At 63.2% G+C, this 24250-nt stretch carries 23 protein-coding genes; 1 reads left to right on the top strand and 22 read right to left on the bottom strand.

Going from position 1 to position 24250, the window contains the following annotated elements; genetic code table 11:
- The 10 genes from tilS to wecB form a co-directional block, all read right to left on the bottom strand.
- Positions 1–999 (bottom strand): tRNA lysidine(34) synthetase TilS (gene tilS / locus VJ811_RS07450; RefSeq protein WP_324071624.1); only part of this gene is annotated, 999 nt, incomplete at its 3' end.
- Positions 953–1897, bottom strand: coding sequence for a tetratricopeptide repeat protein (locus VJ811_RS07445; protein WP_324071623.1), 945 nt, complete (start codon positions 1895–1897; stop codon positions 953–955). The genes VJ811_RS07445 and tilS, both read right to left, overlap by 47 nt.
- Before the next feature lie 114 nt (positions 1898–2011).
- Complete coding sequence (locus tag VJ811_RS07440) at positions 2012–2872, bottom strand: helix-turn-helix domain-containing protein (RefSeq protein ID WP_324071622.1); 861 nt, start codon at positions 2870–2872, stop codon at positions 2012–2014.
- A 202-nt stretch (positions 2873–3074) separates the two neighbouring features.
- Positions 3075–4100, bottom strand: coding sequence for a sterol desaturase family protein (locus tag VJ811_RS07435; RefSeq protein ID WP_324071621.1), 1026 nt, complete (start codon positions 4098–4100; stop codon positions 3075–3077).
- 125 nt (positions 4101–4225) lie between these two features.
- A complete protein-coding gene (gene hslU / locus VJ811_RS07430; RefSeq protein WP_324071620.1) occupies positions 4226–5527 on the bottom strand; it encodes an ATP-dependent protease ATPase subunit HslU in 1302 nt (433 codons plus the stop codon).
- 4 nt (positions 5528–5531) lie between these two features.
- Positions 5532–6098: an ATP-dependent protease subunit HslV gene (gene hslV, locus VJ811_RS07425; RefSeq protein WP_324071619.1), complete on the bottom strand. Its 567-nt coding sequence runs from the start codon at positions 6096–6098 to the stop codon at positions 5532–5534.
- Positions 6099–6149: 51 nt separating this feature from the next.
- Positions 6150–7223, bottom strand: a complete 1074-nt coding sequence (locus VJ811_RS07420) for a mannose-1-phosphate guanylyltransferase/mannose-6-phosphate isomerase (RefSeq protein ID WP_324071618.1) — start codon at positions 7221–7223, stop codon at positions 6150–6152.
- Between the two features lie 22 nt (positions 7224–7245).
- A complete protein-coding gene (locus tag VJ811_RS07415) occupies positions 7246–8058 on the bottom strand; it encodes a class I mannose-6-phosphate isomerase (RefSeq protein WP_324071617.1) in 813 nt (270 codons plus the stop codon).
- Positions 8059–8156: 98 nt separating this feature from the next.
- Positions 8157–9452 carry a UDP-N-acetyl-D-mannosamine dehydrogenase gene (gene wecC, locus VJ811_RS07410; protein WP_324071616.1) on the bottom strand — a complete coding sequence of 432 codons (1296 nt, stop codon included), beginning with the start codon at positions 9450–9452 and terminating at the stop codon, positions 8157–8159.
- On the bottom strand, positions 9442–10563 hold the full coding sequence (gene wecB, locus VJ811_RS07405) for a non-hydrolyzing UDP-N-acetylglucosamine 2-epimerase (protein WP_324071615.1): 1122 nt from the start codon (positions 10561–10563) through the stop codon (positions 9442–9444). The genes wecC and wecB overlap by 11 nt, the downstream gene beginning before the upstream one ends.
- 195 nt (positions 10564–10758) lie before the next feature.
- Here wecB and VJ811_RS07400 point away from each other — a divergent pair, with 195 nt between their 5' ends.
- Positions 10759–11529 (top strand): metallophosphoesterase, encoded by a 771-nt coding sequence (locus VJ811_RS07400; RefSeq protein WP_324071614.1) that lies wholly within the window; start codon positions 10759–10761, stop codon positions 11527–11529.
- A gap of 42 nt (positions 11530–11571) precedes the next feature.
- Here VJ811_RS07400 and VJ811_RS07395 read toward each other — a convergent pair whose 3' ends face one another.
- The 12 genes from VJ811_RS07395 to VJ811_RS07340 form a co-directional block, all read right to left on the bottom strand.
- Positions 11572–12819, bottom strand: coding sequence for a hypothetical protein (locus VJ811_RS07395; RefSeq protein WP_324071613.1), 1248 nt, complete (start codon positions 12817–12819; stop codon positions 11572–11574).
- A 69-nt stretch (positions 12820–12888) separates the two neighbouring features.
- Complete coding sequence (locus VJ811_RS07390; RefSeq protein ID WP_324071612.1) at positions 12889–14142, bottom strand: hypothetical protein; 1254 nt, start codon at positions 14140–14142, stop codon at positions 12889–12891.
- Positions 14143–14184: 42 nt separating this feature from the next.
- Positions 14185–14673 carry a hypothetical protein gene (locus VJ811_RS07385; RefSeq protein ID WP_324071611.1) on the bottom strand — a complete coding sequence of 163 codons (489 nt, stop codon included), beginning with the start codon at positions 14671–14673 and terminating at the stop codon, positions 14185–14187.
- 4 nt (positions 14674–14677) lie between these two features.
- Positions 14678–15517 (bottom strand): hypothetical protein, encoded by an 840-nt coding sequence (locus tag VJ811_RS07380; RefSeq protein WP_324071610.1) that lies wholly within the window; start codon positions 15515–15517, stop codon positions 14678–14680.
- A gap of 36 nt (positions 15518–15553) precedes the next feature.
- Positions 15554–16102, bottom strand: a complete 549-nt coding sequence (locus VJ811_RS07375; RefSeq protein ID WP_324071609.1) for a GNAT family N-acetyltransferase — start codon at positions 16100–16102, stop codon at positions 15554–15556.
- A gap of 4 nt (positions 16103–16106) precedes the next feature.
- The gene (locus VJ811_RS07370) at positions 16107–17213 is read right to left on the bottom strand and encodes a hypothetical protein (protein WP_324071608.1); all 1107 of its coding nucleotides are present in this window, start codon (positions 17211–17213) and stop codon (positions 16107–16109) included.
- Positions 17210–18235 carry a Gfo/Idh/MocA family protein gene (locus tag VJ811_RS07365; RefSeq protein ID WP_324071607.1) on the bottom strand — a complete coding sequence of 342 codons (1026 nt, stop codon included), beginning with the start codon at positions 18233–18235 and terminating at the stop codon, positions 17210–17212. Before VJ811_RS07365 ends, VJ811_RS07370 begins: the two co-directional genes overlap by 4 nt.
- Positions 18232–18969: a glycosyltransferase family protein gene (locus tag VJ811_RS07360; RefSeq protein ID WP_324071606.1), complete on the bottom strand. Its 738-nt coding sequence runs from the start codon at positions 18967–18969 to the stop codon at positions 18232–18234. The genes VJ811_RS07365 and VJ811_RS07360 overlap by 4 nt, the downstream gene beginning before the upstream one ends.
- On the bottom strand, positions 18966–20273 hold the full coding sequence (locus tag VJ811_RS07355; protein ID WP_324071605.1) for a DegT/DnrJ/EryC1/StrS family aminotransferase: 1308 nt from the start codon (positions 20271–20273) through the stop codon (positions 18966–18968). Before VJ811_RS07355 ends, VJ811_RS07360 begins: the two co-directional genes overlap by 4 nt.
- Before the next feature lie 29 nt (positions 20274–20302).
- Positions 20303–21355 (bottom strand): pseudaminic acid synthase, encoded by a 1053-nt coding sequence (pseI, locus tag VJ811_RS07350; RefSeq protein WP_324071604.1) that lies wholly within the window; start codon positions 21353–21355, stop codon positions 20303–20305.
- 49 nt (positions 21356–21404) lie between these two features.
- The gene (gene pseG, locus VJ811_RS07345) at positions 21405–22928 is read right to left on the bottom strand and encodes a UDP-2,4-diacetamido-2,4,6-trideoxy-beta-L-altropyranose hydrolase (RefSeq protein ID WP_324071603.1); all 1524 of its coding nucleotides are present in this window, start codon (positions 22926–22928) and stop codon (positions 21405–21407) included.
- A 5-nt stretch (positions 22929–22933) separates the two neighbouring features.
- The gene (locus tag VJ811_RS07340; RefSeq protein ID WP_324071602.1) at positions 22934–24220 is read right to left on the bottom strand and encodes an aminotransferase class III-fold pyridoxal phosphate-dependent enzyme; all 1287 of its coding nucleotides are present in this window, start codon (positions 24218–24220) and stop codon (positions 22934–22936) included.
- Positions 24221–24250: the final 30 nt, after the last annotated feature.

Here is a 24250-nt window from a genome sequence, read left to right as displayed (position 1 = left end):
CTTTTTCGCTGCTTTCCGGCGCGGTGCCGCGGAAATGCGCCAGATCGTCCCTTCGAGGCCGCGCACCGCATCGATCAGCAGCGCGCCGACCATCGCTCGCCGCCCTTCGTGCATCGCCGCGATCACGCCGTCGAGCGAGGCACCGCGCAGCACGAGCTGCGGCGCGTTGGCGCGCAGCCGCAGCGCGACGATGCGGCGAAACATCTCGGGCGGATAGCCGTCGTCGCGGATCACCGCGATGTCCGACGCGTCGGGCCAGGAAGCGATCAGCCGTTCGACCGCCCAGTCGAGCGCCTCGTCGGCTTCGGCGAGCCACGCCGCCGATTTCGACGCGGCAGCAGGGTCGAGCGCGGTCTGCGACTGAAGCGCATGGCGCAGCCGCGCCCGATCGAAGCGATTGTCGCTATTCGACGGGTCGTCGACGAAGGGCAGGTCGTTTTCGAGCGCGAGATGGACGAGTTCGCTGCGCCGCCAGTGCAGAAGCGGGCGCAGGATCGCTCCATTGCGGGCGCGGATCGCGGCAAGCCCGCCGACGCCGCTGCCGCGGTTGAGCCGCATGACGATCGTCTCGAGCTGATCGTCGGCATGGTGCGCGGTGACGATATGTTTGAGCGCTTTGGCTTCGCGCCATTGTTCGAGCAGCCGATAGCGTTCGGTCCGCGCCGCCGCTTGCAGCGATCCCTTGATCGGCGTCGGCGGGCGCAGCGTCGAATGCGGGATATGCTCGCGCTCGCAAAAGCCCGCGACCATGCGCGCTTCCTCGTCCGATCCCCTGCGCAAGCCATGGTCGACCGTCGCCGCCCGGACCTGTCCGGGCAGCAGCGACGCGATCAACCAGAGCAACGCCATGCTGTCGGGGCCGCCCGAAACTGCGACGCCATAGTGGAGGCGATGCCAGCCCGGCCCCAGGAGCGCCGCGATATCGCCGGCCAGCCGGCCGGCGGTATCGCGATCAGCAGCCCGCTTTTGTTCTTGCGGCGGCTGCATCGGTGCGGACATCCTGCGGCGCCTTGTCGCCATAGACTTCGTCGAGTTCGCGGAACGCCTTGCACGCGTCGGCCTTGCGGCCGAGCTTGTCGAGCGCGACGCCCATGTACATCAGGCTGTGCGGCGCGCGTGCGCCGCTCGGGCGGTCCTTGTAATTGTTATAGAAGGCAACAGCCGCGAGGCTGGGCTTGCCCTCGTCGAGATAGGCGCGGCCGAGGAGATTCTGTGCAAAGCTTGCCTGGCTGCTCTTCGGCCATTTGGTGACGACCGACTTCAGCTGCGCCTGCGCCTCTGGATAGAGCCTGGCTTCCCACAGACGGTAGCCATAGTCGTAGGCGTCCTTGGTTTCGTTGCCGCTGGCCGGAACTTCGACCTTCTTGACGAGCGCGAGGCGCGCGGCGTCGGAGGCCGCGGGTTTCGCCGGCGTCGTTGCGGGCTTCTTCACCGGGGTCGCGGCGACGGTGGTCGCGGCCGCGGGCGGCTTCACGGTCGGTGCGAGGCTCGCGGGCGTCGCGGTCGGCGCCGCCACCGCGGCGGGATCGGCAAAGCGCCTGTCCATTTCGGCCTTGTAGGCGGTAAACTGCTTTTCGAGCTCGCGAAGCTGGAACGCGTTCTGCTCGGTCTGGCCGGTCAATGCCTGCAGTTGCGATTCGAGCGCGTCGACGCGCGCGGTCAGGTCGATCACCGGGGCGTTGGTGCGCGAACGCTCGCCGGGGGTGTTGTCGGGCGCGATCTCGCCTTCAAAAAAAGTCGGGCTGCCGCCCGGAAAGACCGAGCGCTGCACCGCGCGCATTTCCTTCTCGAGCCGCTCCACCCGCTTGCCGATCGTATTGTCCTGCGCGGCGGCGGGCATCGTCGCTGCGAGCGCAACCGTTGCCGCTCCGAGGAAAGTGATCTGACGCATCATCATCTGCCGTTAGGTCCCCACTGATTAACCATTCCACCGTCCATAACGCGGCAAAGCGCAGCAGCGCAAACCCATTTCGGTGCGCTGCCGCTCGAACCGGCCCGAATGGTCGGTGTTTCAGCCCTTGGGCTGCGGCCGTGCCGCCGGCGCCGCGGCACCGGCCGTCCCATTGCCTTCGGCGCGCGCGACAAGGTCGGCGGGTTTCAGCGAGACATTCTTCACCAGCGTGTCGGCGGCGCCGATCGGGCCGACGTCGCGGCCGCCGACGGTGACTTTCAACGCCTGCGGGATGCTCGTTCGCAGCGTGAACTGCTCGATATAGTCCGCCGGAACCTGATAGGTTTCGCCGGCCTCGAGCGTGCGCCAATTCTCGGTCTTGCCCTGTGCGTCGTCGAAGCCGATCCAGACTTCCGACAAGCCGGTCAGCACGACGGGAGCGTTTGCCGCGATGGCAGCCGCCCCTGCCTGTGTTGCCGGCGCGGCGGCGGCATCGTTCTGCGGCGCCTCCGACGCATCGGCGTCGCGATTCTGCGCGGCGATCAGCGCCTCGTCGGGTTCGACCGACAGGAAACGCCAGACACCATAGGCCGACGCCAGCAGCAAGGTTACGATGACCAGCGTCCAGGTCAGCCGCGCGGTCGGCAGGCGCGCCGGATCGGTGGGTTCATAGGCTTCATACAGCGGCCGCGAGCCATAGGCGTCGTCTTCGAGTTCCCGACGAACCGCTGCGCCGATTTCGGCTTCGGGAAGATCGACGGCGCGGGCATAGGCGCGAGCGAAGCCGGTGACATAAGTTCGGCCCGGAAGCTCCGAGAAATCGGACTTTTCTATCGCGGCGAGGTGGCGCTGTGTGATGCGCGTGCGCGTCGCGACGTCAGCGAGCGACAGACCCGCCGCTTCCCGCGCCAGCCGAAGCCGATCCCCAGTGCGCGTGATCGCCAGCTCGCCCTGCTCGGGGGCGACGTCCTCATCCGTCATTGCTGTCTCCGTGCCGGTCGCTTGACCCAGATCGACCGTGTCGGTGCATTCATCGCATTGACGACGCGAGAAAGTCAAATGAAGTTCGGTGAACGAACGGTTGAGAAGAGAAGGAAACGCCGATGCCGGAAAAATGCCGGGTGGGCATCCGGGGGCGTTTGGCTCGGCAGGCGGGGCTGGCCTGCGCCCGCCGTCTACGCCGTCAGTGGCGGGCCTCGGAATCCCTGCCGGTTCCTTCGGTCGGGCGGATGTGTCGCGCCCGCCGCCACCGGGGAATATGGTCGAAAAAATGGACCGCGGACAGGGCAGCGGTGTATATAAACCGGTTGTAGGTACGCCAGAGATAGAGCGCGACGCCCGCTTTGCGGTCATAGTCGTCGAGGCCGATTTTAATCGCGTCGATTTCGTTTCGCGGTGCTGTGCAATAGGTGCCGAACAGCTTGTCCCAGATGATGAAGCTGTTGCCAAAATTGCGGTCGAAATGATCGGGGTTGGTCGAATGGTGAATGCGATGGTGCGCGGGAGAGACGATGATTTTTCCGAGCCAGCCGAAGTCGGAGCGGATCTCGCTGTGCTGAAGCAGATTGAGCAGTTTGATCAGCACAAGATAGGCAAGCACACCGGCGCCGAGCGACGATGTCTCGGGAAGGAAAAGCGCCGCCATCGGTACGGCGACGAACAGGCGCGAAATCACGGTTTCGATGGGATGGCTGCGAAACGCATTGACGATGTTGAAATCGGGTGCGGAATGATGGACGTGATGCAGCTCCCACAGCGCCGGGAACCGGTGCGCGAGGCGGTGATACCAATAGCCGAGGCAGTCGGTGGCAAGGAAAAAGGCGATCGCGGACGTGATCCGGAACTCCGCCGGGATCAGGTCGACGGCGACTCCGTTGAGCTCGCGAAAGAGGACATAGACAACCCCGAGTGTCGCGGCATAGCCCAGCAGGATGCTGAGGTTGAATTGCTGGACCAGATACAGGGTCCAATCGATCCTGCTGACCTTTCCGAGGTTTGCGAGCGTTGACTTCCGGCGGCCGACGGCGAGGGATTCGACGATCAGCGCGGCGAGCAGCACTACGGGAACATAGATCAGGATCGCATCGAGGCGAAAGCTTGTCGCGAAATAGGCTGCCAGCCTGGCCCACCATGAATCGAGTTGCAGCACGTCCGTGATAATCCCCCAGCGCGGCGCGCGCCGTCGGGGTTCGCCCGTGCGACGTCGCATCGACTAAAAATTCGGGAATCTCACGCGGAACGCTGTGCGCCCGGCAATGCCTCCCCCCGGAGCAGACCCTAGTCGCTCACCGGGTGGAAATTAAGCCAAAAAATGGGCATTTTGGTGCCACTCGATCAGAGGACATATTTGCTGAGGTCAGTGTCGCCGACAACTTCTGCGAGTTGGCTGTCGACATAGGCGGCATCGATCTCGAGCGTCGTGCCGGGGGCGTCCTCCGCGGTGAAGCTGATTTCCTCGACGAGCCGCTCCATGATCGTCTGCAGGCGGCGCGCACCGATATTTTCGACCCGTTCATTGACCTCGGCGGCGAGCTTCGCGACCCGTTTGATCGCGTCCGGCGTGAAGGTCAGCGTGACGCCTTCGGTGCCGAGCAACGCCACATATTGTTCGGGCAGGCCGGCCTTGGTCTCGCTCAGGATGCGCACGAAATCCTCCTCGGTCAGCGCGCCGAGCTCGACGCGGATCGGCAGGCGCCCCTGGAGTTCGGGAAGCAGGTCGCTGGGCTTGGCGACGTGGAAGGCGCCCGAGGCGATGAAGAGAATATGATCGGTCTTCATCGGGCCATATTTGGTTGCGACCGTCGTGCCCTCGATCAGCGGCAGCAGGTCGCGCTGAACGCCTTCGCGGCTTACCGAACCGCCGCGCACGTCGCTGACGGCGATCTTGTCGATCTCGTCGAGGAAGACGATGCCGTTCGCCTCGGCATCGGCGAGCGCGACGCGCGCGACATCGTCCTGGTCGAGGCGCTTGTCCTGCTCTTCCTCGATCAGGCGGGTCGCGGCCTCGATCACCTTCAGCTTGCGGCGCTTCTTGGGTAGGCCGCCCATCGCCTTGCCGAGCATGTCCGACAGGTTGATCATGCTCATCTGCCCCGGCTGGCCGGGCAGTTCGAACGGCATGCCCGGGGCGTCGGCGACCTCGATTTCGACTTCGCTCTCGTCGAGATGGCCTTCGCGGATGCGCTGACGAAAACTCTGGCGCGTCGCCTCGCTGGCGCCCTTGCCGGTTAGGGCATCGAGCAGGCGCTCCATCGCGGCCTCTTCGGCGGCAGCGCGCACCGCCTCGCGGCGGCGCTCCTTCTCGAGCCGCACCGCTTCCTCGACCAGGTCGCGTGCGATCTGTTCGACGTCGCGGCCGACATAGCCGACCTCGGTAAATTTGGTCGCCTCGACCTTGATGAACGGCGCATCGGCGAGCTTCGCGAGGCGGCGCGAGATTTCGGTTTTGCCGCAGCCGGTGGGGCCGATCATCAGGATATTCTTGGGGCTCACCTCATCGCGCAGGTCGGGCGAAAGCTGCTGGCGGCGCCAGCGGTTGCGCAGCGCGACGGCGACAGCGCGTTTGGCGGCGTCCTGCCCGATGATGTGCGTATCGAGCGCAGCGACGATCGCCTTGGGAGTCAGATCCTTGTTCATATGATTACGCCTGGATTTCGATGATTTCTTGGGTGAACTGGTCGTTGGTGTAGACGCAGATGTCGGCGGCGACTTCCATCGCCTTCTTCACCAGCACCACCGGATCCTTTTCATAGTCGACGAGCGCGCGCGCCGCTGACAGCGCGAAGTTGCCGCCCGATCCGATCGCCGCGATCCCACCCAGGGGTTCGAGCACATCGCCGTTGCCAGTGATGACAAGCGTGACCTCCTTGTCGGCGACAATCATCATCGCCTCGAGGTTGCGGAGATATTTGTCGGTGCGCCAATCCTTGGCGAGTTCGACCGCCGCGCGCAGCAACTGGCCATTGTGGCGCTCGAGCTTGGCTTCGAGGCGTTCGAACAGCGTGAAGGCATCAGCGGTCGCGCCGGCGAACCCGCCGATCACGCTGCCGTCGTGAAGGCGGCGGACCTTGCGGGCGTTCGGCTTCATCACCGTCTGGCCCATCGACACCTGACCGTCGCCGATGATGACGACCTTGTCGGCGCTGCGGGCGGAGAGGATGGTGGTTCCGTGCCAGGGTGCGGCACTTTGCGCATGGGGATTGGTCATGAGCCGGGATATGGGCGACGACTTCTCCAGCCGCAAGGGGAGCTGTCGAGGTCAGTCCGAAGCATTGGCCGCAAGATATTCGACGATCGATTTGACTTCTTGCGCGCGCTCGCGCGGAATCACCAATATGTCATCGCCGTGGGTGACCACGATCAGGTCGGAAACCCCGACCACGGCCACGCGTTTGCCTTTGCCCGCGTGCAGGTAATTGCTCATCGCGTCGATGGCGATGGCATTGCCGACGCGGACATTGCCGTGGCGGTCCTTGTCACCAAGTTCGTGCAGCGCCGCCCAGCCGCCGACGTCCGACCAGCCCGGATCGACGGGGACGACCACGACCTGATCCGCACCTTCCATCACCGCATAGTCGATCGAACTCGATGGGCTGACAAGGAAGGCATCGGGGTCGGGGTGAATCCGTGCATCACCGACGCGTGTGCTTTCGATCGCCGCCGAGCAGGATGATGCCATCGCGGGCTGCTGTCGTTCGAGCTCGGCGAGAAAATGGTCTGCGCGCATCAGGAAGATACCGGCGTTCCAATAATGTCCGCCTGCGGCGATCATCGCTTCTGCCTGGTCGCGCGGCGGTTTTTCGACGAAGCGACGTACCCTGCGGACGTCTGGGGTGCCGGGAAGCGGATCGCCCGCCGCGATATAGCCATAGCCGGTCTCGGGATGCGACGCGGCTATGCCAAAGGTCGCCAGCGCTCCGGCTTCGACCGCGGGACGTGCTGTCTCTACCGCAGCGAGGAAAGCCGCGACGTCGGTCATCACATGGTCGGCGGGCATGACGAGGATCGTCGTGGCAGGATTGTCGGCGCGTGCTGCGAGCGCCGCAAGCGCGATGGCGGGTGCCGTATTGCGGGCGGCGGGCTCGACGATGATCCGCGCGTCGGCGATACCCGCCGCTGCCAGATCGGCCTCGACATAGGCGACGTGCGCGTCGCCACAAACGACGAGCGGGGCGGCGAAGCGGGCGCGGTCGGCGGTGCGACCCAAGGTCTGTAAGAACATGCTGCCATTGCCGGTGAGCGGCTGGAACTGCTTGGGCGAGGCGTCGGTCGAGACGGGCCAGAGGCGGGTGCCGGAACCGCCGGAGAGAATGACAGGAATTATCTTGCTCATCTTGACCCCTTAGGGGAGGAAATCAGGCAGGCCAACTCAGCAGCGCACGCGCGCCGGGGGCGAGAGCCACACAGCCGGCCCGATCGGTTGCGACGCATTCGCCGAGCCTTACCTCTTCGCCGGCAATGCTGCATCCGTGCGATAGCGGGGTGAAGGTGAAGTCGCTGGCTCCCTGCGGCAGGAAAGCCACGGCGTCGGGACCGGACAGATGGAGTAGGCGGAAGTGCGGACCGTCGACGAGCAGGCGGTTCGCGGTCGCGGCGACGTGCCCGTCGCGCGGATCGGGGTGGGGCGCCAGTTCGGCAACCGCGAGCCCGGCGTCGAGATGCAATTCGCGCGGGCGGCCATAGTCGTAGAGCCGATAGGTACAGTCGACATTCTGCTGTACCTCGACGATCGTCAGTCCTGCGCCGATCGCGTGTATCGTGCCGGCCCGATTGTAAACGAAGTCGTCGGCCTTCGCCGGGCGCCAGTCGATCAAATCCACGACCGAGCCGTCGATTGCGGCTTCGTGCAGCGCCTCGCGCGTCGTCGGAGCGATCAGGCCGACGCCGAGTTCGGCGCCGGGTTCGGCGTCCAGCACCAGCCAGCACTCTTCCTTGCCGCGCGGAAAACCCGCCGCTTGCGCGGCAGCATCGTCAGGGTGGACCTGGATCGACAGCCGCTCCGATGTGAAGAGGAATTTGACCATGATCGGGGCATCGGCGCCGCCCGGATGCGCGAACCAGATCTCGCCGATGCGGCGACCGCCGAAATCGCCGAATTCCCCAGGGATATCGGTGCGTCCCCACGGTTTTTCGACCACAATGGTTTCGAGGCGAGTCAGCACGGGCATACGCGGTTGGAGCCTATCTCTCTTTTCGCCGGGATGACGATCGCGGAGATCACCTCATAACCCAATAGCGCGCATTTTGTTGCGTAAAAGCAAGAAGGTCAGGCGGCTCGATGAAGGCGAGTGCCATTGCCGCCGTTCGGCTGGTCGAGCCACAGGCCGCGCGTGTCATAGACGATCTTGTCGCCGCGCTCCTCGATCGGAATCGACTTGAACAGGTCGTGATCGACGAGGACGATCAGCACGTCGCAGCCGGCGAGCGCGCTGTCGAGGTCGATCAGTTCGGCGCCGGTGCCCGCGAACTCCATGGGTAGGCCGCGTGCATAGGGCTCGACGATCTCGATCTGTTTGCCGAAACGGCGCGCAAGCGCGGCGGCGACCTCGACCGCGGGGCTTTCGCGGAAGTCGTCGATATTGGGTTTGAAGGCGAGGCCGAGGCAGGCGACGCGCGCGTTAGGATGCTGCGATACGAGCATTTCGGCGGCGCCGATGACATGCGCGGTCTTGGCCAGGTTCACTTCGCGCGCGGTACGGATCAGGCGGCTGTGGTCGGGGGCGCCATGGACGAGGAACCAAGGATCGACCGCGATGCAATGGCCTCCGACGCCGGGGCCGGGCTGGAGGATATTGACGCGCGGATGACGGTTGGCGAGACGGATCACCTCCCACACGTCGACGCCCATATGCTCGGCCATCATCGACAATTCGTTGGCGAAGGCGATGTTGACGTCGCGATAACTGTTCTCGATCAGCTTTACCATTTCGGCGGCGCGCGCCGAGGTGGTGACGCATGCGCCGCGGACGAACTGGCGGTAAAAGGTCATCGCGCGGCGCGCGCAGCGTGGCGTGATACCGCCGATGCAGCGGTCGTTGTCGACGAGTTCGACGAGAATGCGCCCCGGCAGGACGCGCTCGGGGCAGTAGGCGACGAAGATGTCGGCCGCGCCGGTGCAGGCGCCCGGAACCTTAAGGTCGGGGCGGAGTTCGGCGAGGAGTTCGGCGACCTTTTCAGTGGTGCCGACGGGTGAGGTCGATTCGAGGATGACGAGGTTGCCCGACTCGAGCTTCGGCGCGATCGCGCGCGCCGCCGAAAGAACATGGCTGATGTCGGGACGATGCTCTTCATCATGCGGGGTCGGCACCGCGATGACAAAGGTATCGGCGGGGGCGACTTCGGTCGAAGCAACCAGCGTTCGACGCGACACGACGCCCTGAACGAGGCCGTCGAGATCGACTTCCTCGATATGCACCTTGCCGCTGTTGACGGTATCGACGACCTTCTGGCTGACGTCGACGCCAGTCACCCGGCAACCGGAACGCGCGATCAGCGCGGCGGTGGGCAGGCCGATATAGCCGAGCCCGAGGACGGTGACCTTCTGTTCGCTATCAATGAGCACGCGCCACAATCTCCGATATTCGTGCCGCCGCGCGGCCATCCCCGAAGGGATTATGCGCACGGGCCATGGCATTATAGGCGCCTTCATCGTCCAAAAGGCTGAAAATTTCCGAAACGATGCGATTTTTGTCGGTGCCGACGAGCCGCGCAGTACCCGATTTTACGCCTTCGGGACGCTCGGTCGTCTCGCGCATCACCAGCACCGGCTTGCCGAGCGAGGGTGCTTCCTCCTGCACGCCGCCGCTGTCGGTGAGGACGAGCGTCGAGGCGCCGAGCAGGCGGACGAAATGCGGATAATCGAGCGGATCGATCAGTGCGACATTGGCGAGGCCGCCGAGGATCGGTTCCACCGCGCTGCGCACATGCGGGTTGGGGTGAACCGGGAAGATGACGGCGACATCGGGTCGCGCGGCGATGCCGGCGATGGCGCCGGCGATCGCCTTCATCCCATCGCCGAAATTTTCGCGCCGATGCGAGGTGACTGCGATAATGCGCTTCCCTGCGAAGCGAGCCAGCAGCGGATCCAGCCCGGCCGCGAGCGACGGTTCTTCGTCGATCCGCGCCGTAGTCGCGAGCAGCGCATCGATCACGGTGTTGCCGGTGACATGAATCTGATTCGCAGGAACATTTTCGGCACGAAGCGCCGCCGCGGCGGTCTCCGTCGGAGCAAAGTGCAGGTCGGCGACGACGCCCGCGACCTTGCGGTTCACCTCTTCGGGCCATGGGTGATAGATATTGCCGCTACGCAAGCCCGCTTCGACATGGCCGACGGGTATCTTGCGGAAATAGGCGGCGAGCGTTGCCGCCATCGTCGTCAGCGTATCGCCATGGACGAGGATGCGGTCGGGTTTTTCGCGGTCGAAGGTCTCGCCAAGCCCGGTGACGAGCCGGGCCAGCAGCGCATCGAGCGTTTGATTTGGGGTCATGACGTCCAGATCGACGTCGGGGACGATTTGCGCGATCTCAAGTACTTGGTCCAGCATTTCGCGGTGCTGCGCGGTCACGCACACGCGTGCGTCGATGCCGGGCGCGGCCCGGAGCGCTTGGACGACCGGGAACATCTTGATCGCTTCCGGGCGGGTGCCGAACACAGTGATGATCCGGGCTGACATTCGCGGCGATGCTCCTGTGTCTCGCATATTGTAAATCTCGGGATGCGCCATACCCGGCGGCGGGTTGCTTTTTCTTTAACCATTCGACAGTGCAGCCTCCATATCGCTGGTGTCTCGGCAACCAGGTAGCTAAACGGGCGTTCCTCGCTTGCAGCGTTATTGATCAGCAGATTTTAGCAGGTTTCAAAGACGGCCATGGGCATTTTTTCCCGGTTCCGGAAAAGGGAAGTATCTCCAGAAGTCGAGCCCGCGGTGCCGCCCGGACTTCTCGTTTACGCCATTGGAGATATTCACGGCCGGGATGACCTGTTCGCCGATCTGCTCGGCCGTATTGAAGCCGACCGCGAACGGCGGACGTATGACATATGCATCCTCATTCTGCTCGGCGATCTGGTCGACCGTGGACCGTCATCCGACCGAGTGGTCGAACGGGCCATCACCCTGTCTTCCCGGTTCGACCGTGTTCACCACCTGATCGGTAACCATGAAGAATGCATGCTCGCGGCGCTGACGGGCGACGTCCGCGCGCTGCGTTATTTCTATCGGATTGGCGGCGAGTCGACGATCAGAAGCTATCTGAAAAATGACGACATGCTCGCGCAGTTGCCGTTCGAGGAACTGGCCAAAGCGTTTCCTGCCGCAGTCCCCCAATCCCACGTCGATTATCTGGGGCGCGGCGAGGACATGATCCGGTACGGCGATTATGTCTTCGTCCATGCCGGCGTCCGGCCGGGAACGCCCCTCGACCGACAGAAGACGAGCGATCTTCGCTGGATAAGGGACGAATTTCTGAGCGATACCAGCGACCATGGTGTGATGGTGGTTCACGGGCATACAATCAGTGACGATGTTGACCGGGGCTGCAACCGCATCGGGATCGATACGGGTGCCTATGCATCAGGATGTCTCACCGCCATCGTGCTGCAAGGACATATCCAGGGCTTTCTTTCCACGCGCGACAAGTAGCGGCAGGATTTTTTGCGACTTGTCCTTGATCTGCGATGCCCGTCATGTGGCGGCGATGAGGCGCCTGGTCGGTATTGCGGCCCGATTTGAGTTCTCGGCGGCGCGTGCCGCGTAGAGCCGCCTTGCGATCACCATCCCATAGATGACCCCGAAACCCGGAGTCGAAATCATATATTGCGAGAAGAAAACGAAGACCATCGTACAAAGCAGGAAGGTCTCATAATGTGAGCGCAGGCCACTGAGCATCCGGTAAAGGATGAAGATCAGCGGGATAAGGCCGAAGAGGCCGAGCTGGAATCCGACGATGAGGATTCCCGACGGAACACCGGCCTCGCTCAGCATGATCAGCCACGGGTTGGCGGCCATGATCGGGCCAATGAGGTCCAGCCACGTCTCTTCCGACATCCCTGCGGGCATGAAACCCTGCACAATAATTTGTTTTGCGCCCACATAGATGCCGCCCAGCCGCTGATTGGCGCTGGCGTCGCTGAGAACGGGATATAGTGGATCCTGATAGAAATCCGTCATCAACTGTACAATTCGCAGATTCTGCGGAAGCATGTGGGCTTCGACAATCAGCCCGATCATGAAGTAGAAGGGAACGACAAGCAGGAGGAGCCAACGCGCCCTGCCGCCAAAGATGACGAGATAGATGAGCGCCCCGAGGCCTAGCGCCAGCGCGGCGCTGGACGAGCGGGCGATGATCAGCGCCGTTACGAGGCAAGCCAAGGAAAGCCAGTTCCGCCCCCCCATAAGCACAAGCGCCGCGGCGAGAATGATCATGTGAAAGCCGAAATGTGTCGGTTCCGGCGCAAGCCCCAACGTTCCGCGACCGGACTCGACGACGACTTCCGCCGCGGCGGAGAATCGGCCGACGAATTGCGACGCAAAGCTTGGGTCGATCACTGTCTGGATGATACCCACCGCCATCCAGGTGAGGGTTGCGAACACGATGATCCTGTCGGCCGCCCTCGGATATTCGATCGCAATCCCGAAACTGGCAAAGGCGAACACCACCGGTGACACATAGATCAGGAGATAGCGAAGCTCAGAAAAAGTGGGATTCGTGCCGCTGCTGATGAGAAATCCCATCAAGCCTGTGAACGCGAGGGCAATCAACGCGATCGCGTCCCTGGCAGGAAAATAGGCACGCAGGCGTGCAAATGCCGCGCCCGAGGCAATGATACTCAGCAGAAAGGCATAGGGCTGGGTATAGGAATCGAGATCAAGGATCTGCGTGTAGGGGAACAGGCAGAACAACAAGGCAAGGCTGTAAATGATCAGTCGCATCGTCTAAACTTGTGTCGATCCGTGGTAGAGGGTTTCCAGAGACGAATGCGCTTCATCCGGGAAGGGGCGTCAAGCCCGCGAGCCGGTTTCGGCTTTCGTAGCGGCGTCCCCGCCTGTTGGCAACGCAACTACGAGCAGTCCCAGATAAATGGCGCGGCACGCCGCGAGCGCCCACATGAACTCCATGAGGCTCCATCGGAAAACTGCCACGGCGAATGCGGCCACGATAACGGCGGTGGCGAAGCAGATGGCGGCGCGCAACATCTGTCGTTCGCGGTCGAGCGCGAGCAGAAGAAACTCGACGAGCCCATTGTTGAGCAGCACCCCCGCCACGGCGAGCGGGACGAGGAGGTGCGGCGCAATCGCATAACGCTCGAGGCTCTCTGGGAGGACGCCGGAAGCGATGATCGCCGCAACGGTCCCGATGGCCGCCAGCCAGATCATGATGGAGATACCGACCCACGTCGCAATCAGCCTCGCCGCCGCGTGATGGTCGCCATCCCGCTGAACCAGCCGTATCGCCTCGGGACCGCTCCGCTGGGCAAGTGTGTTCACGATGAGCGAAGCTCCCGTCAGAAAGAGCGCCAGTATCGCATAACGAGCGCCTTCCTCGCGCCCCATCGTCGAGGTCACGAACAGCCGGTCGAGGTAGAATGGAGCCGAAATAAGCGAATAGGTGACGAATAGCCGGACGCCGTCGCCGGTCGCCCCGGACACCGGCGGCGCAGGCGACCGGCTCGGCGCCGGGGCGCGACCGCGCCGAAAATACAGCCATTCCGAAAGGAGGCAGGCCAGAATGGTTGTCGCGATTTCGGTGATCAGAAGAATGGTGAGGTCGCCAAAATAGGCCGCCGCCGCCACTGCGACGAATACGCTGCCACTGCGCAGAAGGGTGCCCGCTGCCAAGGTCGCCGAACTGCCGGACGCGCGCTGCATCGATGCGAGCACCAGAGTGTAGGCGGTGCTGAGCGCAAAGAAGAAACCGAGTCCCGACAGACGCAGCCAATCGAGGTCGAGCAGGAGTCCGGCGGCGTAAACCGGAATACCCACCGCGGCGGCACGCAGCAGCAGGCGGCGCATGATATGGTGCGATTCGCGGAGCAGTTCGCCGCCCTGGCCGGCGCCGACCATGCGCGGAAAATTTTTGATAGTCCCCTCGATGGTGCCAAAACTCAGGATCGAGGAGAGGAATGCGCCAGTCGCCGCGATCGTCGCGTATGTCCCGAAATCCTGAACGGGAAGAAATGAGGCCGCCACCACCATGCGGAGCATCGTGATACCTGCCGCACCCAGCATGACGACAAGGAACAGGGCGCTGCCCACCCCAGGACGGAAGGAGGCGGGGACAGCCGATCGGCTCATATGTCAGCCCTCCGGCGCCGGCGTGTCGAGGCGTCTGGCTGGAATGCCGACATAAACCCCCGGTTCCGTAATATCGCGGGTCACCAGGGTCAGGGCGCCGATGATGACGGGTCCTTTGATCTTCAACGGTCCGAGCAAGACCGAATTGGATCCGATCGTCAAATCGCCATCAATGTCGAAAAAATGCTCGGGCTCGGCGCGCGCATCAGAGTAGCGACGGCCGAAGACGACGCCGGAACTGAGATGCACGGTGCCGGTGCAACGGATCCCGTTGCCACCAAGGACAACGCCCGTGGAATGCCCGACGATCAGCTGCTTGATGCGCAATGACGTCGATGTCAGTTCGATGCCATAGAGCGCCAGCATGAGATTGTCGGTCCATACGGACAGAAGTTTCCCAAGTAGCGGCACGCGCGCAACAAATTTCGAAATCCGGATCCAGGCGTCGATCTGCGAGGTCGTCGAATAAAACAGGCGAATAACGCGTTTCATCCGGTCAGCTGAACACCAGATGTGACAGCGGGCCGTCGGGGTGCGCCTTGCGGTAAGCGGCACCGATGCGTTCGCGAACCTCCGGCTTCATCACAAAACGCCCGCCCTTGGTCATGGGCGTGCGCGAGGTGAAGGACAGGAACATCACCAGCCGGGTGGTCGAACACCGGGCACCCTGATGCATCAGGCGGCCGGGATCATTGAAATAAACGTCGCCTCGCTTGCCGGTCAGCCGGACGCGCTTTTCGTCGACGTCGATCGCGTATCGTTCCGCGAGATCCTGATCGGTCAGGCGCTCGACGATGAATGGGTGCCGTTTCACCCGATCGGATTCGGCGAGCTTGAGGAAGGTGAAGGGACCGCTTGTGTCGCCGACGTCCGAAAAATACACCATGAAATGTAACTGCCGGCTGTCGCCATAGTCGAAGTGCCATAGCTGGCTGTCCGTCAGAACGTCGCGCGGCTCCGAATAGTTGAGCGCGACGTTCCAGAGCCAGGGACGCCCATCAAAATAACCGTTGATCATGGCGGCTGTCTCGGCGTCACCGAGTATTTCGGCAGCCACACCTTCCACCAGTTCGGGATGGTCGGGCGAAATGTCGACGAACGCCGCACCCTGGGCCTTGCCCGCATATGGTGACAGGTCGATCTCGGGAATCGTCAGCTGTCGGGAAAGCTGCCCACAGGCATCGGTCATGAGCGCGTCGAGCTGCGCATTGGGCTGCGTCGGAGTCACAGTCTCCGACAGCCGCCGGGGCAGGTCGCGAACGGTATTGAGACCCTTTACGGCGTAGCGCTTCTGCTTGACTCTCCAGCGGAGAAAGCTCGCGACTTCGTGAAGCATGTCGAACTACCTTAAATCGTCTGACGAGAGCAAAGTTCAGTCGTGCGATCGGTCGTCAACGGCAAATCGCGCCGCCAGGACCATCGCAACCTCTTCACCCTCACAAATAAAGGCGCGCGGCCTCATGCATTCGATGGTCATACCGCTATTTTCCATCAGGGCAATCATCGCGCTGTTTTTTGCCATCGTGCCCGCGGTCACGCGCCGCAGGCCGCCGTCCGTCAGAAGCCAGTCCAGAATTCCCTTCCACGCCACGCCGCCAAGGCCCGTGCCTCGCGCCGCGGTTTCGCCCACCATGATCGAGACGTCGGCGCTCCGGTTCGGATAGTCGAAGCTGACCGAGATATTGCCGATATGGCCGAGCGCCGGATCGACCGCTTCGATCGCCAGGAACAGATCGTGCGATGCCAGCATCGCTTGCAGATAGACCGTGCAGCTTGCAAGATCATGATGGCGATGCCGCTGTTCGGAATAGCGAACGACCGCGGGATCGTTGAGCCAGCCGACATAGCGATCGGAAAGGTGACCCTCGGTGAAGGGAACCAAGCGGCAGCGGCCGAGATCAAGCGCCGGAAAATCCCTCATGTCCCTACCTCCGGCAGTCCGAAAGAATGCGCTCAACCATGTTGGCCGTTGCAGTACCGAGACCGGTGGGCGCCGCCGCCACCGGCCATCCTTGCCGCTCGTCTCCCCCGGTGAGAAACGCTTCGATAGCGTCGCGCGTCGAAACGCTCGGAATCGCTTTGCATGCGTCGCCGAGCCACTGACGTTCTTCGCGGCGGGGAACGATGGAAAGAACCGGCCGGCCGAGACAGGCAGCTTCGATCAGCAGGATGCTCGTCATACCGACCACAAGGTCGGCTGCGTTGACGAGCTCCAGGCCGGGTTCTGACTGGCTCACCTGGTCGAAAAGTGCGCTGAAGTCCGCCTCATCGGCGCCATTCTGTTTTGGGTGCAGCCGAAGTACGCGATGGACGGGGAAGGGCAGGTGCGACAGGGCCAGGAGAAGCTCTTCTCCCACGATCCGGCTTCGCGCGTCGGAGCCGCTGGTCCCGGCAATGCTATAGTCATCGTCGCGTCGGAAGGGATTGTCGCCGAGGCCCACCGATAGTTCGGAGACGAATACGACGATTTTCTCGTCGTCCGACACGCCGGGAAAGTGACGCCGACGTTGCTGCGCGCGCTGGTCCTCGGACCACCGCTCGCGAATGGCGGCGATTTCGTCGAATCTGGGGTGGCCGCAAACGGCGATACGGTCGCTTTCGATGCCGAGCGCGCGATAGGAATCCGCGGACGCGCTGTCCGCGACCAGCAGCGTATCGGGAGCGTAGCGCAACGGATCCGTGCCGTGCCCCCGGAACCGGTGTTCGGCATTGGGCGCGGAATCGACGGCGGCGATGGTGGGCACCCCGTTTCGTCGCGATGCGGCAACCAGGTTGAACGCGAAGCTGTCTGGATTCTCGGACGTACCGAATATGACGGCGGCAGGATTGAACCGCGCAAGCAAAGCTTCGGCGGCGGCATCGTCAAGGGCGTCCGGCGTGGCGATGAGTTTTTCTGCAGGGAAATAGGGCGCGGCAAAGGGCAGCGCGAGCGTGACCGGGAGTACTCCCGCATCGCGCAAGGCCGCCGGAAGCTCGCGCATGAAGAGCGCTGCACCTGGATCTTCGGCAAACAGGAGACAGGTGAGGGTCATGTCGCCTGAGGAGGCGCTTGCCGCGCCTGATCGGCGAGCCGGATCTGGTCGATGACGGCAGTTGATTTCATCGCCGACACGCCGTCGCTCCAGAGACCCGCCGGCCATCCGGAATCGAGGCACGCAGCCAGATTGTCGTACATGCGATAAAGTGCCCGGCCACAGGTGGAGGTCAGGCGCGCCGGGCGATCGACCGCGAGTTCCTTTTCGCCCGTTGCAGCGCGGTGAGCCGACGTAGCGGAAACGGCGATATCCAGACCCTCGGCCATGATATCGAGTTTGCCATGCGTGCCGAGCAAGCTCAGCCCGCACTCGCGATAGTGGCGGAAACGGAGGGGCTGGAACGCTATTTCGACGTCTCCGAACCGGAGCTGGAAATGAGGGTTGGAATCGCCCGGGATCGGCCCCTCGATGAAGCCGGGCGAAGGTCCGGACAATTGCCAGCCCGTCACTTCACCAAGGAGCATACGGGCAAAATCGACCATGTGGGTGCCATTGTTGACGAGCCCGTTGCCATAATAGCAGGTTCCGACCTGTACCTCGCCGATCAATCGATCGAGATCGCCGTCCGCCAGCGCGCGAAAGCGTTCGTCCGCGCGGCGCCAGAGATTGACCTGGACCATGATGTTGCGAGCGCGGCACTCATCGAGAAACGCCGCGGCATCGTCCGCGGTCCGCCCCAGCGGCTTCTCGACGATTACCGCCTTGAGGTTCGGGAAGCAATCGATGAGGCCGCGGCGGGCGTCGGGACCCGTCGCAAGGATGGCGACTTCGATATTGTCCTGCGCGCGATCGAGCTCTCCCGCGTGAGCCGCGATATCCCGTACGCCCCACTCGTCTCTTGCCAGCGCCCGGGCTTCGGGTGCCGGATCGATGACCGCCTGCCAGTCGAAGAGGGGATGGTCGCGAAGCACCTGCGCATGCGATGCATAGGGAAAATGCTGTGCCATGGCGGGGTCTGACGCATAGCCTTGGGCCATTTTTCCGAACCCGACGAGCACGGTTGGAAGGCCCGTGCTCATCGCGCTGCTTTCTCGACGCAATGCGCGTTGATCGCGGCGAGAGCCGGGTCTTGGGCAACCAACTTTAGGATCGCGCCTGTCCCAAAAAATGGCCCGTGCGCCGGCTCGAGCTGCTCATAGACCCGGCGAATGAATTCGAGATCCTCGGAATAATCGAGCTGTAGCCGGAGATCGGGAGCCTGACCGCTCCTCGGCGCGAGCATATGCACTATTCGGTAAAGCGAAGGATTCTCGTAAAAATATAGCGACACATGCTCACGTACCGCGAGGTCGTCGATCGTCGCGGCGACCTTTTCCAGATCCTTTGTGCGGAACACCTGGACATCGGTGCCTTGCGGATAGGATGGTATGCGGACATTGGCGGCGACGTCGCAATCATTCGCGAGAAAGGTCTCGATGGCGAGATCGACCGTTTCCGGGTCCAGCAGCGGGCAGTCCCCGGTGATTTCCACTACGATGTCCGACCCCATGTACCGGTGCGCATCGACCACCCGCTGGAGCACATCGTCCTCGCTGCCGCGGTAGACGGGGACGTCGTAGCTTTTGGCCCACGCCTCGATGAGGTCGTCGCCCTTGCCGGTGGAGGTGGCAACGACAATGTCGTCGATCCGGCGGCATTGGCGAAGCCGGTCGACAAGCCGCGCAAGCGCGGGCTTGCCGTGGATGTCCATCAGCACCTTGCCTGGCAGGCGGGATGAGCCCATCCGGGCTTCGATGCTGGCGACGATCTTCATCCGGCGCGCAACGCAGCGGCGGCGGCGGCAATTTCGTGACGGCGCGCGTGTACCTTGCGCACCGCCATCACCAGCTTGTCCGCCAGGGCGTCGTCCACCCGGTACGCGCACGGCTCGAACAGCATCAGTTCGTGGCGGTACATTTGCTCGGCAACGGGGCAGAGCCCCTCATGATATTGGCGATCCGTCAGCGTAAAGGGCCATCCGTCGCGGCCGATGGCCTTGCGCTGCTGGAATGCCGGCAACATATAGAGCGGACGGAGATATCCGGTGCTGTGGGGAAAGCCTTCGGCGGTAAGCGCCGCACTGAAATCCGCGCGGCTGACTCCCAGCACCACTTCGTCGACACGCATGGCCCAGACATAATATACATGACGGCACCCCTCGCGCACCACGGGGACGGTCAGGCCTTCAAGACCCCGCAATCCTTCGGAAAGATGCTCGGCGAGCCGCTGGCGGCGACCGACTTCATCCTCAACCTTGCCCAGCTGACAGCGCCCCACGGCCGCCGACAATTCGGTCATGCGATAGTTCTGGCCGATCATGTTCGTCAGGTCGGCGATGCCCGCGGGATCGACTATGTTCTCTGCATGGTTGCGGATTGCCTGCATGCGCAATGCCAGCGTTCCGTCATGCGTGACGCACATGCCGCCTTCGCCCGTGTGAATATGCTTGTGATAATTAAGGCTGAATATGCCGATGTCCCCGAACGTCCCGGCATATTGCCCATTTTCGGTAGCGAGCGGCCCCTGTGCATTGTCCTCGATCAGGAAGATGCCGTGGGCCTTTGCGAGCGCCGCCAGTTCGGAAAGCTGCGCCGTATGTCCGAACAAGTTGACGACGATGATGGCCTTCGTCTTGTCGGTGATCGCCGCTGCGACACTTTCGGGGTCGAGGCAGAAGGTCTCCGGTTCGATGTCTGCGAACACCGGGATACCGCCGTAAAATAGCGGAGCCATGGCGGTCGCGGACATGGTGTAGGGCGGGACGATCACTTCATCGCCGGGCGAAAGGCCAATCGCGCCCATCGCGGCGATGAGACCGGATGTGGCGGAATTGACCGAGACAACATGCGGCACGTTGAATTTCGCGGCCCATTCCTGCTCGAACGCCTTCACTTCGTCGCCACCCAGAAATTCGGGACCCCAGCTTCCGAAGAAGGCCGACAGCGATCCACGGTCGAACGCGCGCATGGCGGCATCCGCCTCCGCCTTGCCGATCGTGACATCCGCCGGAAGGGGCTCCGCGATCACGGGGTCGCCGCCTGCGAGGGCGAGCTTCTCATTGAACAGAATATTCGTCATATCATCCTCGGTAGCGAAATTCGGAGGGTTTAGCCCAGCAGATCCCAGCCCGCGGGCGTTCCCCGGGCGACATCCCGCGTCACATGCTTGCCGAGCAGCTTATCGATATATTTGGTCGGCAAGCCAAGACCCGGCCGGATCGCGCGGAGGTTCCGGGTCGTGATGACGTCGCCGGCTTTCATGTCCTCCACGATGTAGAGCGACCGCCGGAAAACGAGCGATCCCAGCTCGGCTTCAGTGGGGCCATAGCTCACGCGGCCCAGCGCCTGCGATGCCGTTCGTGTCTCCCGCACCAGCGCCGCTAGCTCTTCGGGTTCCATCGAGAATGCGGAATCGACGCCGCCATCCGAGCGGCTGAGGGTGATATGCTTCTCGATCGCGACACCGCCAAGCGCGACCGAGGCGACACCGGCGCCAATACCCATGGTGTGATCGGACAGGCCGACATGGCAATTGAACAGGTCGCGCAGGTGCGGAATCGTGTTGAGATTGGAGGACGCCGGATCGGCGGGGTAGGAGCTTGTGCACTTCAGGAGAATGAGATGTTCGCACCCGTTGTCGCGGGCGGTGCGGACACTCTCGTCAATCTCCGCGACCGTCGCCATGCCGGTGGACATGATGATCGGCTTGCCCGTCCGCGCGACCTTCGCGATGAGTGGCAGGTCGGTGTTCTCGAAAGAGGCGACCTTGTGACATGCGACGCCCAGATCCTCGAGAAAATCGACGGCCGTCGCGTCGAACGGCGTCGAAAAGCCGATCATGCCAAGCTCGCGGCAGCGGTCGAAGATGGGCTTGTGCCATTCCCACGGCGTGTAGGCCTTTTGGTACAGCGAGTAGAGCGAATTCCCTTTCCACAGGCTCTTCTCGTCGGCGATGAAGAATTCCCGCTCGGCGAAATCGATCGTCATCGTGTCGGCTGTGTATGTTTGCAGCTTCAGGGCGTGGGCGCCGGCCTTTGCCGCGGCTTCGACAATCTCGATCGCCCGGTCGAGCGAGTGATTGTGATTGCCCGAGAGTTCCGCGATCACAAGCGGCGGGCCGTAGGTTTCGATCGGAAAATCGCCGATTTTGAACGGATTCATGTACTTCCCTTACTGTTCTTTCTGTCGAACGCAACGCCGGCGTTCGGAACTAGGACGATGACTGCGTGCCGGGCGTGAGAGGGCAACGATAGTGCGAGAGAAAGCGGGAGAAGCCCGCCGCGGCGAAGGCGCCTGCGGACGCCCTGTTGATCTCCAATATTTCTGCGTCGATCGCCGTGACCGTCGGCCAATGGCTCGCCAGCCAGCGCGAGCCGGTCCGGATCAGTCGCGCGCCTTCGCCGCGCCCTTCGCGACCAGGCACCAGATAGACGGAAATGGTCGCCGTATCGCCCGTTCGATCGTATCGCAGGACGCCGACCGGATCGCCCTCGCATTCGCCGATCAGCAGGATTCGGTCGGGGCTGGACAGCGTAGAGGTGAACCATTTGCGATGCGTTTCGAGCGCCACCGGAGACGGATCGCGCGAATGACGGCGTGTGCGATCGTCGTTTCGCCATTCCCAAATTCGATCGCAGTCATCGGCTGCCGCCGGGCGCAAATCGATGGCATCGCTGAACATTGCACACGCGACGCGGTGCGCTCCATGGCCATCAACCAGCCGCGCCGCACGGCTGGCGACCACCTCCGCCAGATGCGGCGCGGCGAAGAGAGTTCGCAGCGCCGCAGCGAGCGTCGCGGCCGATATCTCCGCATGGTCGCCGACCCAAATCGCCGCACCCTCCCGGGCCAGCGCGAGAGCGCCCGCGCGCTGGTTCTCCGCAATCGTCACGAGGATCGTCGGAAGCCCGAGGCAGCAGCGTTCCCAGGTCGTCGTGCCCGCCGCGCCGATCGCGAGCGAGGCTTCTGCCATCAAGGCGGGCATATCGGTTCCGCCGCCATGAAAATGCGCCTGGTCCCGCAGGCGGCACCATTCGACGATCGCCGCCCGGTGCGGGTTTAGATCACCGACCACGACGTCGATGCGGCGGTCGCCCAGATCCGCGTCGGCGAGGGCGTCGAGCGCGGTCAACGTGGCGCCCTGTGCATCGACACCGCCGAAATAGACGAGGACGGCGCCATCGGGCCGCATTGCGCCGGCCTTTGCGCGCAATTCGGCAAAGCGAGGAGCCAAAAGCGCATAGCGCGGGCCCAAGAGCAACCGGCAACCGGCAGGAACCAATCCGGCGTAGCGGTCGCGGTCACCCTGGAGGTTCTGATCGAGCAACAGGTCGCAGTCATGCACGCGGTCGGCGATATCGTCCACGACGAGGATTTGGCTGGCTACAGCCCGCAATTCGGACTGCCACCGGTGGTCGAGAGCATAATGGTCGACGACGAGCCAGTCGACCGTGCCATCGAGCGCCGCGCGCGTTTCGGCCGCATCCCTGGCCTGGGAAGTGCCCAGCCAGCGGGAATGGGCGAGCTCGTCACATCCTTCGCCATCCGCTTGCGGCAGGATCGCGCAAGGATAGCCCCGCGCTTCGATCAACGATGCCGGTGTGCCGCCGTGGGCGCGCACGACGAACTGGCAGGCATGACCATCGCGCGACAACCGGTCAGCCAAGGTCAGGCACCGGACGATGTGTCCGGTTCCGATCGCTTCGGATCCATCGACGCGAAAGGCGATGCGCATTCTGGTCAGCGAACCTTGAACAGCGGTTCCAGCGGCTTGCAGCGAAGCAAGTCGATCAGGTTCCGCTCGTCGATCGCGCCGCGAAGGGTCGCGAATACCTCATCATAGGCCTTCATCAGCAGAGCGACCTCGGCATCGCCATGTGCGTAGGACATGTTGTGCGAACCAAACGCCAGGACGCCCCGCTCGAACAGCTCCTGCATGAAGAGCGTCTTGAGCTCCCATAGCGTGTACGGCTCGGCGTCCTTGAAATTGACAAAGGACCAGGTTGGGTCGCCGCTGACCGAAAGGACGTCTTTCAGACCGTGACGCTCGACAAGTTCGCGCGTGCCGTCGATGACCTTTTGACCTTGGGCGCGCAGCGTCGCTGCAACGGGTTCGCGCTTCAGCTTCTCCATCGTGGCTTTGGCCGCCGCGAGCGAGAGCGTTTCGCCGCCGAAGGTGAAGGAGAAAAATACTTCCTCCATCAGTTTCATGATGTCGGCGCGGCCGGCCAGCGCCGAGACCGGGTAGCCGTTCGCGAGGCCTTTTCCGAAGGTGGCGAGGTCCGGCGTCACGCCGAAAAATTCCTGGGCACCGCCGTTGGCGTAGCGGAAGCCCGTGATCGTTTCGTCAAACACGAGAACTGCTCCGTTCGCGCGGGCGATGTCCTGCACTTGATGGAGGAAGTCCGGCGTCGGGGACGCGACGTTCATCGGCTCGAGAATGACCGCCGCGAACTCGCCGGGATGCGCCTTCATCAGTTGCTGAAGCGACTCTGCATCGTTGAAAGCGAAGCTGTGCGTCAGGTCGCGGGTAGCCTGCGGAACGCCAAGATTGCGCAGCGTCGAGCCGATATACCAATCCTGCCAGCCATGGTAACCGCATACCGCCACGCGGTCGCGACCGGTAAAGGCGCGCGCGATGCGGATCGCGCCCGCCGTCGCGTCCGACCCGTTCTTGCCGAAGCGGACCTTCTCGGCGCAGGGCACCATCTCGACGATCAGTTCGGCGACCTCCATCTCGACAGGATGGGGGAGGGAGAAGATGACGCCATCTTCGAGTTGATCGCGCACGGCGCGCGTCACGTCGGGATCGTTGTAACCCAGCGTTACAGCACACAGGCTGGAAATGAAGTCGACATATTCGTTGCCATCGACATCCCAGACATAAGCGCCCTTGCCCTTGGCGATAAAATAGGGTGACGCGCCCAAGGGGTATTGCGTGCGACTTTTCGAGAAAGTCTGGCTGCCGAGGGGAATTGTCTTCTCGGCGCGCGCAAGCATCGCCTCTGACTGGCTGAATTCACGCATGGTGGACGGCTTCCTTCGAATATTTTGTCG

Source organism: Sphingopyxis sp., from assembly GCF_035250425.1.
Lineage (GTDB): Bacteria > Pseudomonadota > Alphaproteobacteria > Sphingomonadales > Sphingomonadaceae > Sphingopyxis.
This window is presented reverse-complemented; position numbering and strand designations above follow the sequence as displayed.

Coding starts and splice junctions, on each gene's coding strand:
- VJ811_RS07445 (WP_324071623.1), bottom strand. CDS start 1,897: ATGATGATGCGTCAGATCACTTTCCTCGGAGCGGCAACGGTTGCGCTC.
- VJ811_RS07440 (WP_324071622.1), bottom strand. CDS start 2,872: ATGACGGATGAGGACGTCGCCCCCGAGCAGGGCGAGCTGGCGATCACG.
- VJ811_RS07435 (WP_324071621.1), bottom strand. CDS start 4,100: ATGCGACGTCGCACGGGCGAACCCCGACGGCGCGCGCCGCGCTGGGGG.
- hslU (WP_324071620.1), bottom strand. CDS start 5,527: ATGAACAAGGATCTGACTCCCAAGGCGATCGTCGCTGCGCTCGATACG.
- hslV (WP_324071619.1), bottom strand. CDS start 6,098: ATGACCAATCCCCATGCGCAAAGTGCCGCACCCTGGCACGGAACCACC.
- VJ811_RS07420 (WP_324071618.1), bottom strand. CDS start 7,223: ATGAGCAAGATAATTCCTGTCATTCTCTCCGGCGGTTCCGGCACCCGC.
- VJ811_RS07415 (WP_324071617.1), bottom strand. CDS start 8,058: ATGCCCGTGCTGACTCGCCTCGAAACCATTGTGGTCGAAAAACCGTGG.
- wecB (WP_324071615.1), bottom strand. CDS start 10,563: ATGTCAGCCCGGATCATCACTGTGTTCGGCACCCGCCCGGAAGCGATC.
- VJ811_RS07400 (WP_324071614.1), top strand. CDS start 10,759: ATGGGCATTTTTTCCCGGTTCCGGAAAAGGGAAGTATCTCCAGAAGTC.
- VJ811_RS07395 (WP_324071613.1), bottom strand. CDS start 12,819: ATGCGACTGATCATTTACAGCCTTGCCTTGTTGTTCTGCCTGTTCCCC.
- VJ811_RS07385 (WP_324071611.1), bottom strand. CDS start 14,673: ATGAAACGCGTTATTCGCCTGTTTTATTCGACGACCTCGCAGATCGAC.
- VJ811_RS07380 (WP_324071610.1), bottom strand. CDS start 15,517: ATGCTTCACGAAGTCGCGAGCTTTCTCCGCTGGAGAGTCAAGCAGAAG.
- VJ811_RS07375 (WP_324071609.1), bottom strand. CDS start 16,102: ATGAGGGATTTTCCGGCGCTTGATCTCGGCCGCTGCCGCTTGGTTCCC.
- VJ811_RS07370 (WP_324071608.1), bottom strand. CDS start 17,213: ATGACCCTCACCTGTCTCCTGTTTGCCGAAGATCCAGGTGCAGCGCTC.
- VJ811_RS07365 (WP_324071607.1), bottom strand. CDS start 18,235: ATGAGCACGGGCCTTCCAACCGTGCTCGTCGGGTTCGGAAAAATGGCC.
- VJ811_RS07360 (WP_324071606.1), bottom strand. CDS start 18,969: ATGAAGATCGTCGCCAGCATCGAAGCCCGGATGGGCTCATCCCGCCTG.
- VJ811_RS07355 (WP_324071605.1), bottom strand. CDS start 20,273: ATGACGAATATTCTGTTCAATGAGAAGCTCGCCCTCGCAGGCGGCGAC.
- pseI (WP_324071604.1), bottom strand. CDS start 21,355: ATGAATCCGTTCAAAATCGGCGATTTTCCGATCGAAACCTACGGCCCG.
- pseG (WP_324071603.1), bottom strand. CDS start 22,928: ATGCGCATCGCCTTTCGCGTCGATGGATCCGAAGCGATCGGAACCGGA.
- VJ811_RS07340 (WP_324071602.1), bottom strand. CDS start 24,220: ATGCGTGAATTCAGCCAGTCAGAGGCGATGCTTGCGCGCGCCGAGAAG.